General features: G+C 55.6%; 12 protein-coding genes. 6 read left to right on the forward strand and 6 right to left on the reverse strand.

The features are described 5' to 3' along the window. Window position 1: 1 nt before the first annotated feature. The 3 genes from N5C09_RS15320 to N5C09_RS15330 are packed head-to-tail and all read right to left on the reverse strand — an operon-like array spanning window position 2 to window position 1,227. Window positions 2-262: a XapX domain-containing protein gene (locus N5C09_RS15320; RefSeq protein WP_003863056.1), complete on the reverse strand. Its 261-nt coding sequence runs from the start codon at window positions 260-262 to the stop codon at window positions 2-4. Then, the gene (locus tag N5C09_RS15325; RefSeq protein ID WP_003863054.1) at window positions 259-480 is read right to left on the reverse strand and encodes a DUF1427 family protein; all 222 of its coding nucleotides are present in this window, start codon (window positions 478-480) and stop codon (window positions 259-261) included. The genes N5C09_RS15320 and N5C09_RS15325 overlap by 4 nt, the downstream gene beginning before the upstream one ends. Before the next feature lie 60 nt (window positions 481-540). After that, window positions 541-1,227, reverse strand: a complete 687-nt coding sequence (locus tag N5C09_RS15330) for a hydrolase (RefSeq protein WP_023315321.1) — start codon at window positions 1,225-1,227, stop codon at window positions 541-543. A 220-nt stretch (window positions 1,228-1,447) separates the two neighbouring features. Between N5C09_RS15330 and N5C09_RS15335 the strand changes: the two genes are divergently transcribed. The 6 genes from N5C09_RS15335 to N5C09_RS15360 all read left to right on the forward strand — a co-directional run bounded on the left by N5C09_RS15335 (window position 1,448) and on the right by N5C09_RS15360 (window position 9,775). Continuing rightward, window positions 1,448-3,319 (forward strand): amidohydrolase, encoded by a 1,872-nt coding sequence (locus tag N5C09_RS15335; RefSeq protein WP_107534614.1) that lies wholly within the window; start codon window positions 1,448-1,450, stop codon window positions 3,317-3,319. Then, entirely contained in the window at window positions 3,319-3,726 is a 408-nt protein-coding gene (locus N5C09_RS15340) for a DoxX family protein (protein WP_063450788.1), read from the forward strand. The genes N5C09_RS15335 and N5C09_RS15340 overlap by 1 nt, the downstream gene beginning before the upstream one ends. Continuing rightward, entirely contained in the window at window positions 3,723-5,342 is a 1,620-nt protein-coding gene (locus N5C09_RS15345) for an MFS transporter (RefSeq protein ID WP_279749344.1), read from the forward strand. Before N5C09_RS15340 ends, N5C09_RS15345 begins: the two co-directional genes overlap by 4 nt. 30 nt (window positions 5,343-5,372) lie before the next feature. Continuing rightward, window positions 5,373-6,194 carry an alpha/beta hydrolase gene (locus tag N5C09_RS15350; protein WP_279749345.1) on the forward strand — a complete coding sequence of 274 codons (822 nt, stop codon included), beginning with the start codon at window positions 5,373-5,375 and terminating at the stop codon, window positions 6,192-6,194. A gap of 552 nt (window positions 6,195-6,746) precedes the next feature. After that, window positions 6,747-8,282 (forward strand): sensor domain-containing diguanylate cyclase, encoded by a 1,536-nt coding sequence (locus tag N5C09_RS15355; protein ID WP_279749346.1) that lies wholly within the window; start codon window positions 6,747-6,749, stop codon window positions 8,280-8,282. Further along, complete coding sequence (locus N5C09_RS15360; protein WP_279749347.1) at window positions 8,279-9,775, forward strand: diguanylate cyclase; 1,497 nt, start codon at window positions 8,279-8,281, stop codon at window positions 9,773-9,775. Before N5C09_RS15355 ends, N5C09_RS15360 begins: the two co-directional genes overlap by 4 nt. A gap of 73 nt (window positions 9,776-9,848) precedes the next feature. Here the strand turns inward: N5C09_RS15360 and N5C09_RS15365 are convergent, their stop codons facing one another. The 3 genes from N5C09_RS15365 to N5C09_RS15375 form a co-directional block, all read right to left on the reverse strand. Beyond that, a complete protein-coding gene (locus tag N5C09_RS15365) occupies window positions 9,849-11,393 on the reverse strand; it encodes an EAL domain-containing protein (protein ID WP_279749348.1) in 1,545 nt (514 codons plus the stop codon). A 31-nt stretch (window positions 11,394-11,424) separates the two neighbouring features. After that, a complete protein-coding gene (locus N5C09_RS15370; protein ID WP_193033966.1) occupies window positions 11,425-12,210 on the reverse strand; it encodes an EAL domain-containing protein in 786 nt (261 codons plus the stop codon). Window positions 12,211-12,322: 112 nt separating this feature from the next. Continuing rightward, entirely contained in the window at window positions 12,323-12,901 is a 579-nt protein-coding gene (locus N5C09_RS15375) for a hypothetical protein (protein WP_279749349.1), read from the reverse strand. Between the last annotated feature and the right edge of the window lie 54 nt (window positions 12,902-12,955).

The following is a 12,955-nucleotide window of genomic DNA, read 5'->3' on the forward strand; positions in this document are numbered from 1 at the left end:
GTTACGCGTCGCGGCTTTCCTTCGCGGGCGCGGGGGGCGCAGTACCGCTGATTTTCGGTACGCATTCATGACGAAACCAGGCCAGGGTCAGCGGTTCGCGGCTCACCAGACGACGCCCGATGGGGATCAGCTGTTCACCCACCAGCATGCCGAACAGGCCTAGCAGCGCGACGACCGGCGGCGCCGGGGAATGTACGTCGAGCAGGGCGTAAAGTACCCCAGCCGCGACCCCGCACACCAGCGAAATAATCCAGGCCTTCATGATGACGCTCCGGTCGGGTGTTGAACGTGGGGAACCGTCACCTGCACGGCAGCCGGATTATCGCGGGATAAAAGATGACGCATCGCCTGTTCGCCTGCCAGCATGCCCAGCAGGCCAATCAGCGCCAGCGCGGGCGGCGCGGGGGACCGCACCTTCAGCACGGCGTACATCAGGCCAATCAATACGCCTGCCGCGAGGGATATCAACCCTGTACTCATTGAGAACTCCAGAGAAAAAGGCGCGGCGAGCCGGATGAGGGACCAGCCCGCCGACGAGGCTTAGCGTGCCGGGACCGGCGCTAAGGTGCGGTGCTCGCTCTTCTGGCGAGACGGCGCTTTGTGCACCATGGTGTAGGCGTAGTCCACGCCCATGCCGTAGGCGCCGGAGTGCTCGCGCACGATATCCATCACCGCGGTGTAGGTCTCTTTGTGCGCCCAGTCACGCTGCCACTCCAGCATGACCTGCTGCCAGGTCACCGGGATCACGCCCGCCTGGATCATGCGCTGCATCGCGAAGTCGTGGGCCTCTTTGGAGGTGCCGCCGGACGCGTCCGCCACCATATAAATTTCGTAGTCGCCTTCCAGCATCGCGCACAGGGCAAAGCTGTTGTTGCACACTTCAGTCCACAGACCGGCGACAACCACTTTCTTCTTGCCGTTGGCCTTCAGCGCGTCACGCACTTTCTGGTCGTCCCAGGAGTTCATGGAGGTACGCTCCAGAATGTCCTGGCCCGGGAACACGTCCAGCAGCTCCGGATAGGTGTTGCCGGAGAAGCTTTCGGTTTCAACGGTGGTGATGATGGTCGGGATGTTGAACACTTTTGCCGCTTTCGCCAGCGCTACGGTGTTGTTTTTCAGCACCTGGCGGTCAATAGACTGCACGCCAAACGCCATCTGCGGCTGGTGGTCGATGAAGATGATCTGACAGTTGGCAGGGGTTAAGACTTCGAGCTTTGAAGTGGTCATAAGATTATCCAGTGAGGTTAAAGGTTAAAATCGTCGCGAAAGACACGCCGATAAAATCGCATTCATCCTATGACCCGCGCCGCCGGGGCGTAATTATCTCTTCGTATAGTTAACCTTAGGTATAGTTATACTTTGGTATACCTATCCTATTGTATAACTGGATCTTTCCCGAAACCGGTTCCCATAATCCTGACCATTCCCCTCTTAGTCTGGAGCTATTATGGTTACCCTCGGTAAAGCCGATCTCATTCTGGTTAACGGCCAGTTTCACACCGTCGATCGCGAGAATCCCCTCGCGGAGGCCGTTGCCGTGCGCGACGGAAAATTTCTGGAAGTGGGTACCGTCGCCGAGGTGATGCAACACCACTGCGACGGCACCAAAGTGGTTGATTTGAAAGGCCACACCGCCATCCCCGGCCTGAACGATTCGCACCTGCACCTTATCCGCGGCGGGCTGAACTACAACCTTGAGCTGCGCTGGGAAGGCGTGCCGTCGCTGGCTGATGCCCTGCGCATGCTGAAAGAGCAGGCCCTGCGCACGCCGTCGCCGCAGTGGGTACGCGTGGTGGGCGGCTGGAGCGAGTTCCAGTTTGCCGAGCGCCGTATGCCGACGCTGGATGAGATTAACGACGCCGCGCCGGATACCCCGGTCTTCATTCTGCACCTGTACGACCGCGCCCTGCTCAACCGCGCCGCGCTGAAGGTGGTTGGCTATACCAGGGATACGCCGAACCCGCCGGGCGGCGAGATCCAGCGCGACGCCAACGGCAACCCGACCGGGATGCTGATCGCCCGCCCGAACGCCATGATCCTCTATTCAACCCTCGCCAAAGGGCCGAAGCTGCCGCTGGAGCAGCAGGTCAACTCCACGCGCCAGTTTATGCGCGAGCTGAACCGCCTGGGGCTGACCAGCGCCATCGACGCGGGCGGCGGCTTCCAGAACTACCCGGAAGATTACGAGGTGATTGCCGAGCTGCACGAGAAAAAGCAGATGACTATCCGCATCGCCTATAACCTGTTTACCCAGCGTCCGGGCCACGAGCTGGAAGACTTTGAAAAATGGACCGACATGCTCACGCCGGGCCAGGGCAGCGACTTCTTCCGCCACAACGGCGCGGGCGAGATGCTGGTCTTCTCCGCCGCCGACTTTGAAGATTTCCTCGAGCCGCGCCCGGATCTCGCGCCGGGCATGGAGGACGAGCTGGAGCGCGTGGTGCGCCATCTGGTGGAGCACCGCTGGCCGTTCCGCCTGCACGCCACCTACAACGAATCCATCAGCCGCATGCTGGACGTGTTCGAGAAGGTGAACCGCGACATTCCGTTCAACGGGCTGCACTGGTTCTTCGACCACGCCGAAACCGTATCGCAGGCCAATATCGACCGCATCAAAGAACTGGGCGGCGGCATTGCCGTGCAGCACCGTATGGCCTTCCAGGGCGAGTACTTTGCCGAGCGCTACGGCATTGAAGCCACTCGCCACACGCCACCGGTGGCCAAAATGCTTGAGACCGGCGTGCCGGTGGGCTTAGGCACCGACGCCACCCGCGTGGCGAGCTACAACCCGTGGACCGCGCTCTACTGGCTGGTCTCTGGTCGTACCGTTGGCGGGATGCAGATGTACGATCACAGCGCCCGTCTGGATCGCGATACCGCCCTGATGCTCTGGACCCAGGGCAGCGCGTGGTTCTCCAGCGAGCAGAATCAGAAGGGGCAGATCAAAGCGGGCCAGCTCGCGGATCTGGCGGTGCTCAGCAAAGACTACTTCCGCGTGCCGGAAGAGGAGATCAAGGGCATTGAGTCCGTCCTCACCGTGGTGAACGGCGATATCGTCTATGCCGCTGGCACCTTTGGCCCGCTCGCGCCGCCGGCCATTCCGGTCCTGCCCGAGTGGTCCCCGGTGGTGAAAGTGCCGGGCCACTACCGCAGCGCGCCGCCGCAGGCCGCACGCGTGGGTATGAGTGTGGCTCACCACTGTAGCGGCCCGTGCGGGGTTCACAGCCACCAGCATGATTTTGCCCGCACGTCAGAGATGCCGGTATCCGACGATAACGCTTTCTGGGGGGCGCTGGGTTGCAGCTGCTTTGCATTCTGATGAAACATTATGACGCTTCGCCCCGGATCGATCCGGGGCTGTTTTTCCTGCGCCTGACCGGCAGCCTGCTGTTGCTTTACGTGCACGGCCTGCCGAAGGTGCTCCACTTTAGCGAAGAGCTGACGCGCATCGAAGATCCGTTTGGCTTCGGGCCGTATGCCAGCCTGATCCCGGCGATCGTCGCCGAGGTCATCTGCCCGCTGTTTATCATTGCAGGCGTCTACACCCGCCTGGCGTGCCTGCCGATTATCGCCGTGCTGCTGGTGGCGATGCTGGTGGTCCACCCGGGCTGGTCGATTGCCGAGGGGCAGTTTGGCTGGCTGCTGCTGATTATCTTCACCACCCTCGCCCTCACCGGGCCAGGCCAGTGGCGGTTGCAGCGTAAGGCGACGGAGAGGTTCGCATGACCCAGGTTAACGACGTTCGCGACGCACACGTCGAGACGACGCCCGCACCTGCGGCTTCGCCGTGGCAGCCGCTGAGCCAGCCGGTGTTCCGCATGCTGTGGATCGCCACGGTGGTCTCTAACGTCGGCTCATGGATGAGCGACGTCGGCATCAACTGGAGCATGCTGACGCTCAGCGCCGATCCGCTGGATATCGCGCTGGTGCAGGCGGCCAGCAGCCTGCCGATGTTCCTCTTCGCCCTGCCGTCCGGGGTGATGGCGGACATCGTCGACCGGCGTAAATACCTGCTCTTCTCCCAGCTGTGGGTGTTCATCGCCGCCGCTGGGCTGACGGTGCTCTCTTTTACCGGACACGTCACCCCCACCGTTCTGCTGGCGGCAACGTTTCTGCTGAGCGTGGGCGCGGCCATGAGCTCGCCGCCGTTCCAGGCGATTGTGCCTGACCTGGTGAGCAAGCCCGAGCTGGGTTCCGCCGTGGCGCTTAACTCGCTCGGGGTCAACATCAGCCGGGCGATTGGCCCCGCGCTGGGCGGTTTTCTGCTGTCGCTGGCCGGGCCGTGGATGGTGTTTGCCCTGAACGCACTCTCCGTAATGGGCGTGGCGTGGGTGCTGTGGCGCTGGCGTCCGGCGCCGTCCGTGCAGCGCCTGCCGCCGGAGCACTTCTTCTCTGCGGTGCGGTCCGGCATCCGCTACGTGCACGCCGCCCCGGTGCTGCGCAACGTGCTGGTGCGTACCGTGGCCTTTTTTGTCTTCGGCAGCGCGGGCTGGGCGTTACTGCCGCTGGTGGCGCGCCGCGAGCTGGGCTTAGGCCCGGCGGGCTACGGCGTGATGCTGGCGTGTATCGGCCTGGGGGCGATTGCCGGAGCCATCCTGCTGCCGCGCCTGCGCCAGCGGCTGAACGCCGACCGCCTGATGGTGGCCGCCAGCCTGACGTTTGCAATCACCATGCTGGCGCTGGCGTTCGTGCGCCACTTCTGGCTGCTGAACCTGTTTGAGTTCCTTACCGGCTTCGCGTGGATTGCGGTGCTTTCCACCCTCAACCTTGGCGCGCAGCGCAGCGCCGCCCGCTGGGTGAAGGCCCGGGCGCTGGCGGTTTATCTGACGGTGTTCTTCGGCTCGATGACCGCAGGCAGCGCCGTCTGGGGCCAGCTCGCCTCGCAGTTTGGCACCCCGACCTCGCTGGTGGTCGCCACGCTGGGCATGGTGCTGGCGAGCGCAACGGTGTTCCGCTGGAAGCTGGAGAAAGATCCGGATTTAAATCTCGACCTCAGCGGCCAGCCGCTGGACGGCGTGGAGATTGAGCTGCCGAACGAGCGCGGCCCGGTGCTGGTGTCGCACGAGTACATCATCGACCCACAGAACGCGAAAGCGTTTTTGCAGGCCGTGCACGAGCTACGCCGGGTACGCCGCCGCGCCGGGGCGATGAGCTGGGCGGTGTACGAGGATATCGAACGTCCGGGGCTGTTTATCGAGACTTTCCTGATGGGTTCCTGGATCGAGCATTTGCGCCAGCAGGAACGCCACACCATGAATGACCTCCTGTTGCAAAGCCGCGTTCTGGCTTTTCATCAGGGCACAACATCACCGGCAATTCGCTATCTGGTCGCGCCGGTATAACCATAACAATCACCTGCACAGGAACACACTATGGCACTGTTTAAGGCAAAAGACGGCACGCAGATTTACTACAAAGACTGCGGCGCGGGCAAACCGATCCTCTTCAGCCACGGCTGGCCGCTGGACGGCGACATGTGGGATAGCCAGCTGAACTATCTGGCCGAACGCGGCTTTCGCGCCATCGCCTTTGACCGTCGCGGGTTTGGCCGCTCCGAACAACCGTGGAACGGCTACGACTACGACACCTTTGCGTCCGACATTAACGACCTGATTACCACCCTGGATCTGCGCGACGTGACGCTGGTGGGCTTCTCCATGGGCGGCGGCGACGTGACGCGCTACATCAACAACTACGGCAGCGAACGCGTGGCCGGGCTTGCGCTGCTGGGCGCGGTAACGCCGATTTTCGGCAAATCCGATAGCTACCCGGAAGGCGTGGATCAGAGCGTGTTCGACGGTATTCGCGACGGACTGCGTAAAGATCGCGCCCAGTTCATCAGCGATTTCGCCACGCCGTTCTACGGCACCAACGCCGGACAGACCGTTTCCGCGGGTGCCCTGACGCAGACGCTGAACATCGCCCTGCTGGCGTCTCTGAAGGGCACCATCGACTGCGTGACCGCCTTCGCCGAGACCGACTTCCGCCCGGATATGGTGAAAATCGACGTGCCGACGCTGGTGATCCACGGCAGCAACGACCAGATCGTACCGTTTGAAACCACCGGCAAGCTGGCGGCGGAGATGATCAACAACGCCACGCTGAAGGTGTACGACAACGCGCCGCACGGCTTCGCGCTGACCCACCAGGACCAGCTCAATGAAGATCTGCTGGCGTTTGTGAAGTCGCTGTAAGCGGTTACCGCTTCCCACCACGTTAACGCTCGTGGGCGCGTTGTGTTTCTGTTCAGACTTTGTCCAGCTACATACGCGCCCCGAAATAGCGACGCTCGCAACGATTGAACAGAATAATTTCCTGCCGGAAAAGAGGTGATGAATTTACAAATAATCATTTGACTGCATGGCATATTCTGCAACGCCATGAAGCGAAACCTAGATCTGGATTTTAATTCTCTCCCCGAGTCATAAAAGCGTTTTTTATCTCCCCGCGCGCAATATAATTCCGTTTCCCTCAACCCGCCGTAAATTTTACAAAGCGCTTTAATATAAAAGACTTAAATTTACTGTTTGACTGAATAACTTTAATTATTCCTTCCGGCTAAGATCGAGCAGGCCGATCGATTGTGGATCATTGATAGGACTTATCAATACCTTAAAATCGATCGGAATTGGCGATCATTTTTGCTTTAAAAATGCCTTAAAGACATATAAAATCGCCGACTTACTTTATAAATCCTATTTTAAAGAGTTACCTGTTTTTTACTTGTAATTTTAATGTTAACTAGTGTGGTTGAAGTGAAAAACATATTCCCGAGGCGGAAAAATAATTTCCGCAAAGAGATTCACATTACGTTCTTTATTGTAATCCTAACGACTGCGCTGGGCGGCATAATTGCAAACGTTCTTCAGTGGAAGAATCAAGAAAGAGTTTATGACAATATTTCACTACAGATAACCGAAGATAAGAAAAATGAAATTGAGTATATTATTCGGTACGTTGAGAGGAAATTTAATAACCTGACGAGGCTTCTCGAAAAAAGCAAGAGCCCTGATAGTCTCTTTAACGAGAAAATCCATCTGCGAGAAAATCTCATGGGTGCCTTTGGGCTTATTCCTGCGGTTTCGTCAGTCTACATCGGGGATACAAAGGGCCGCTTTTTAGCCGTACCGTCGTTAGAGCTGGAAACCGGCCTGAAGCCAGGCGGGAGGCCGTGGTTTGTACGCCCCACCGACGATCTCTCCAGCGTGAAATATTCGGGAGGATATCGCGATCTGCAAACGGGCCAGCGCGTTTTCTCCGTGTCCAGGGCGCTTTTTATCGAAAACGGCTATTACGCCGTGATTGGTATGGACGTCAACCTGCTCAGGCTCGGCGTTCTCTATGAAAAAATGCGCCATACCATGCCGGCCGATCTCTATATTCTCGACGAGCGCGGCAACCTGGTGATTGGTGACGAAAAACGCTGGCAGACGTTGCCGCAGCAGTCATTCACGGCCCTGGAGGGGAACAGCGGAGTGCTAAGCCAAACCCTCAACGGAAAACGTTTCTACTATAGCAAAATGCGCGAACCGCACTGGACCGTGCTCATGGCGGTTGATGATAAAGTCCTCGCGGAAACGCTTTACCGGGAAAGCGTTTTGCCGGCGATCACGCTTCTGACGATGCTGCTGTTTCTGCTGTTTTGCTGGTGGCGGTCGCTCGAAATCCTACAGATTTTCTACTTCAACCTCCTGAACAAGCTCAAGGGCCACAGCAGCAGCGTGGATAATCTTCTTGAAGAACAGATCCGTAAGAGCAGCAACGAGCTTGGGATGATGGAAACCTGCGCGAAAACGGATGGCCTGACGGGCTTATTAAATCGTCGCGTCTTCGACCGCGATCTCCATGACGCACTGAAGCGCCCTGATTTGCCTGTTTCCCTGGCGATGGTGGATATCGATAACTTCAAGCTCATCAACGATACGTATGGTCATCTCATTGGGGATGATGTGCTTCGTGTCTTCGCATCCATGGCGATCCAGTCTCTCGAGAGCGAAGCCATACGCGTGTATCGCTATGGCGGAGAAGAGTTTGCAATCCTCTTCCAGGGGCTCTCTTTTGCAGAGGCTAAACGCGCGCTGGAAACCTTCAGGCATGCATTTGCCGCACGTAAATGGCGAGATAATCTCTCATCCGTGTCGTTCAGCGCCGGGATAAAGCAGTGGGAGGGAGAAAAGCTGGCTCCCTTTGTCGCGGCGGTGGATAAATTGCTCTATCGGGCAAAGAAATCAGGGAAAAATAATATCAACGGTGACGGCGGCAAGAAGGACGATAATCAATGAAAAACTTGAGTATTTATGCAACGCTTAACCGCCTGTTTTTAGGTCTGGCCATCTGCTCAATATTCTTATTCGCCCTTTTTTATTTGAGTCAACGGGTCATTATTGCTAATTCATACCATCAGATGAACGATGATTATATTAGCAACATGCGCAACTATGTACTCCAGCGGCTAACCGGATATCAAGAAGAGACAAAATTTATCGCGGAAACCATCGGTGCGAATGAATCCTTAGCGACCATCATTAGTGGGAAGAATGAGACTAAAATGCTCAATACCTTTCAGATGCTCCCACACAGCGGCGCATTGACCGTGAGCGACATGGAGGGACACTATCTTCTGCTGCCCCAAACGTTTTCCAGAAAGCTCGATGTTAGCTTTGATCCACGCGAGCGCCCCTGGTTCATACGCAGGGCAACCTACGGTTTACGGCCGGAATTTACCCTCCCCTATCGTGATATTTTTAATAATCAGCCGTGGATTAGTATCTCTTTACCGATCTTTTATAAAAATACCAAACAGGAAGGGGTCGTATCCCTCTCGATAAATCCTCAGGTATTGACGGACCTGCTGAAAGTTTCAGTGGGCCCGTCCAGGGGTAAACTGTCACTGGTGGCGCATGACGGGACGTTTATTGCCGGCACGCCGCCTGCGGTCATACCCAGCCAAACCGATCTCAACGGCGAAGTAGGATTCTATGAAAACGTTGAGGCAGCCTATTACTACGCCTCCCTGACGCATCCCAACTGGTACATTGTTTATGAAGTTCCGAAAAGCATTCTCAATGGGATGATCAACGACGAAAGCAGCGCGGTACTGTACGCGGCGGTATTCTCGCTGCTCATGCTCCAGCTGTGCTGGATCCGCATGCGTGCAAATGCCAATCGTATTGAAAAACATTTTACCGGCCAGCTGGTGCAAAACGGCGACGACACAAGGCATGTCAGCCTGCCATCGGCACTGAATCATCTCTCTGAGAGACGTAATAAACTCAGGAAGGAATCGATCCAGGACGGTTTAACCGGCCTGTACAACAGGCGGGCGTTTGACAAGCTGCTACAGGAAAGCAGCCAGGATAAACATCTTTATCTGGCGATAATTGATATTGATAATTTCAAAGCGATAAACGATATCTGGGGACACCCGATCGGCGACGAGGTGCTAAAGCGGATGGCCTCCATGGCAATGCTGGCGTTTCACCATCAGGGAATGTTTCTCTTCCGCTACGGCGGCGAGGAGCTGGCGGTAGTATTCCGGGACGTTGCGCCCGCCGTCGCCCTGCATGCTCTGGAAACACTGCGTAAAGCGGTCGAGCACTATAAATGGGACAATGGCCCTGAGCAGGTCACATTCAGCGCCGGGTTCTGCCAGTGCAGGGAAGAAGATGTTCAGCTGATGCTGGCTACCGCAGATGCGCTGCTTTACCAGGCAAAGCGTAGCGGTAAAAACAGAATCATCTGCGAGGCCGGGTTGGAACCGAACCTTACCTGGTAACCTGGCCGAGAGAATAAAAATGCCCGCGTGGTTTCACGCGGGCATTTTTTTACGCGTATTTTCCTCGCCTCATTCAGGCATGAGAGGCCGCGTCACGATCGCAGCAATACTCCACGAAGGCACTGAAGGGAAGCGGCTTTGAATAATAATACCCCTGGAAAAAGTCGATATTGTTCTCCAGCAGCCAGCTAACCTGATAATCGTATTCCACCCCTTCGGCCACCGTTTTAATGCCCATTTGCTTCGCCATGGCAATCACGCAGTTGATTAACGGCGTTGAAGCGGCGGGTGAAATTTGATTGATAAACATACGGTCTATCTTGATGCTGTCCGGGTTGAGCGTGCTTATCCATGACAGATTCGAAAAACCGGTGCCAAAGTCGTCCAGAGCAATCGATACGCCCTTTTCACGAATAAACTTAATCTTATTCAGAAGATCGTCATTCATCTCAATTCGTTCATTTTCCGTAAATTCAAAAACCAGCCGTAATCCCATCTCACGAAAACGTTGTGCAAAACAGGTAGTAAATGCGCTAAAGCTGTCAAGCGACAGATGAGAATGGCTGATATTGACATTAAAAATGAAGTCTTGCGGCCAGATATTTCCCGCCTGACGACAGTCAGCCAGCACCCGATTAAGCAAATTTTCGGTCATCATGCCAATAAGATGATTTTTCTCCGCCAGGGGAATAAAAATATCTGGCCTGACAAACCCGAGGTCATGGTGTTCCCAGCGCGCCAGGATCTCCGCGCCGATGACGCGATTATCGCTGGCGGAAATAATAGGCTGATAGTGCGGTTTAATATGATCGTTAATGATTGCGGTAGCCAGATGCTGTTCAAGTGAACGACGGCGTGACATGACCATCCAGGCCAACAGCGTAAGCAAGAAAGACGGAGCAATAATCAGAAAGAGATATATCCAGGACTGGCCGATCTCCTGCCAGACCTCGTGCCTGTCAGGTAAACGCCAGGAGAGGGTATAAAAATCGGAGGCCTCGTGCCGGGTATAGTCCGACAGGATCCTCTCCGCCTCTTGCCCTTTTAAAATGCCCTGTTTGGTCAGAAGATTATCGTTAATCTGTAAGACGAATCGCCGATCGAGATTGGCATTTCCCATGATCCCCCACAGATAACGAAGATCGGCGGAGACGATCACTCCCCCTCCCGGCAAACGCTGGTATAACGACAAAACGGGAATACCCACCGAAGCCATTGTATTATCAATTTTAATGCCGTCCGTACCAAAGCTGCTGAGGTTCACCCGATGACCAATGTTATCAAGAAGCGAGGAGCAATATATTCGGTCTTTATTCAGCAGGTTAACCACCAGCATTCGCATTTCGTGGGCCGTTAGCGTATTGAGCTGGTTCTGAAGCCGCGCATCGCACTTTTTATTTATCCACTGATCGGCCTTTCGGGCAACGTCCTGCGCTTCGGCGAGTAAACTTTCAACAGCATTTTGAATCGGTACCGTCTGCTGGATAATTTGCGCCTCAAGCTGGCGCTGCGCAACGAAGAAAGTTAACAAGGTCGCCAGAGCCATCGACGACAAAGAAAATAACGCAAGAAGAAAATATCTTCTGCGTTGGGCTTTGCCCGCGTTAATTGTGTTCATGTTGTTCCGTCTGTCCGGGGAAACGATCCGTTTAACGTGAAGCGCCTGTTACACGCTCTTTTTGTTTTTGCATATATTCGTTAATAAAACGCTCTTTACTCAGCGGTCGTGAGAACAGATACCCCTGCCCGTATTTTACGCCCAGCCTTAACATGCTGGATAACTGAGTGTAATTCTCGACACCTTCAAGAATAACGTCGGTATCGTGCTGGCTTATTACCTGCAAAATCTCTTTAGTGGACGCCTCGTTGCCCCGTGCCAGGCAGGCGCGATCGAGCTTAATATAGTCGGGGCTCCATTCTGCCAGACGTGTATTAAGCGCATCCAGCGTGCCTATTCCATCCCAGGCAATATGGAGGCCCCCTGTCTTTAGCGTTTCAAGATTCTGTCTGGCAATATCCGATAGAGGCCCTTCGCCATGCGTAATTTCACAGACGAGCTGAAGTGCTGGAATCGCCTGTTTTTCAACAATGCTCATTGTCTTGCGGCCAAAGTCGGGCGTATTGATCTGAACGGATGAGATATTAAAAGTATAAAGATAAGAGGTGTCCGTCTCCCCGTGCTTTTTGGCCATAAACGACAGGGCCTTTTCCAGAACGTAATACCCCATCTCCACGATAGTGCCGTTTTGTTCCAGAAGCTGGATAAATTCAGCCGGCGGGACAACGTTGCGACGATGGGTGCCACGCACCAGCACTTCGCCACCAATACAAATAAAGCGAGATAAATCAAAAATGGGCTGAATAACAAAATCAATGCCGACATCAAATTTTGCATCTTCTACACAGCGCACGACGTAATCGGTACTTTTTTCCATATCGACCTCGCAGAAATAAATTTTTTAATCAAAGCGGCCGCAGACGGTAAGAACTTAAATGCCGTAAGATTCGATCGCGGGCGTACGAAAAGAGGGTACGGGCGCAAACCGGTCAGAAAACGCCTTTTTGCCGAATGGCCTTCATCTTCTGCGCCGGTGCGTTCAGGCTGCTCAGCGCAATCTCTTCCGTCTGTCCGTTTTTTACGCTTTCAGCGGGTTGGACGCTGCCAGCGCCCCCCAAGCTTAGCTTCCGCAACAGCCGTGTTTGCTGGTCCAGCAGTGTTTTCAGGTGAACGACCTCGCTGCGAAGCTGCGTCAACTCTTCACGCGACGCCTCATCCAGCGCGGCTGGCGGTTGCCGTTGCAGCGCGTCGGACATGAGCGCGCGCAGCTGACGCAACTGCTGTTTGCTGAAATCCGCGTTTGCTTTTGCCGGGTCTGTCTCCACGGGAGCAGACCCGTGGGCAGGAAGCAGATCGGCGCTGGAAAGCTCCTGACACAGGGCATACAGGGTGAGCCCTTCGCGGCCAAGGGATTCCGCGATATGGCTGCAAAGTAGCGGGTTCAGGAGCTGCAACTGAAGGCCGGCCAGATAAACGTTGCGGTGGAAACGACGCATCTCCATCTGGGTATCTTCAGAATTGCTTCCCTGAAGCTTAATGGCCTCGTGCCATTTTTTAAGCTGTAGCATTGCGCGCATGTCCGCGCGCGAATGCTCAGGCGACAAATGAAGGGTAAAATTTAC

Origin of the sequence: Enterobacter sp. GD03975, from assembly GCF_029838645.1 — a bacterium.
Taxonomy (GTDB): domain Bacteria; phylum Pseudomonadota; class Gammaproteobacteria; order Enterobacterales; family Enterobacteriaceae; genus Enterobacter; species Enterobacter quasihormaechei.

Coding starts and splice junctions, on each gene's coding strand:
- N5C09_RS15320 (WP_003863056.1), bottom strand. CDS start 262: ATGAAGGCCTGGATTATTTCGCTGGTGTGCGGGGTCGCGGCTGGGGTA.
- N5C09_RS15325 (WP_003863054.1), bottom strand. CDS start 480: ATGAGTACAGGGTTGATATCCCTCGCGGCAGGCGTATTGATTGGCCTG.
- N5C09_RS15330 (WP_023315321.1), bottom strand. CDS start 1,227: ATGACCACTTCAAAGCTCGAAGTCTTAACCCCTGCCAACTGTCAGATC.
- N5C09_RS15335 (WP_107534614.1), top strand. CDS start 1,448: ATGGTTACCCTCGGTAAAGCCGATCTCATTCTGGTTAACGGCCAGTTT.
- N5C09_RS15340 (WP_063450788.1), top strand. CDS start 3,319: ATGAAACATTATGACGCTTCGCCCCGGATCGATCCGGGGCTGTTTTTC.
- N5C09_RS15345 (WP_279749344.1), top strand. CDS start 3,723: ATGACCCAGGTTAACGACGTTCGCGACGCACACGTCGAGACGACGCCC.
- N5C09_RS15350 (WP_279749345.1), top strand. CDS start 5,373: ATGGCACTGTTTAAGGCAAAAGACGGCACGCAGATTTACTACAAAGAC.
- N5C09_RS15360 (WP_279749347.1), top strand. CDS start 8,279: ATGAAAAACTTGAGTATTTATGCAACGCTTAACCGCCTGTTTTTAGGT.
- N5C09_RS15365 (WP_279749348.1), bottom strand. CDS start 11,393: ATGAACACAATTAACGCGGGCAAAGCCCAACGCAGAAGATATTTTCTT.
- N5C09_RS15370 (WP_193033966.1), bottom strand. CDS start 12,210: ATGGAAAAAAGTACCGATTACGTCGTGCGCTGTGTAGAAGATGCAAAA.
- N5C09_RS15375 (WP_279749349.1), bottom strand. CDS start 12,901: ATGCTACAGCTTAAAAAATGGCACGAGGCCATTAAGCTTCAGGGAAGC.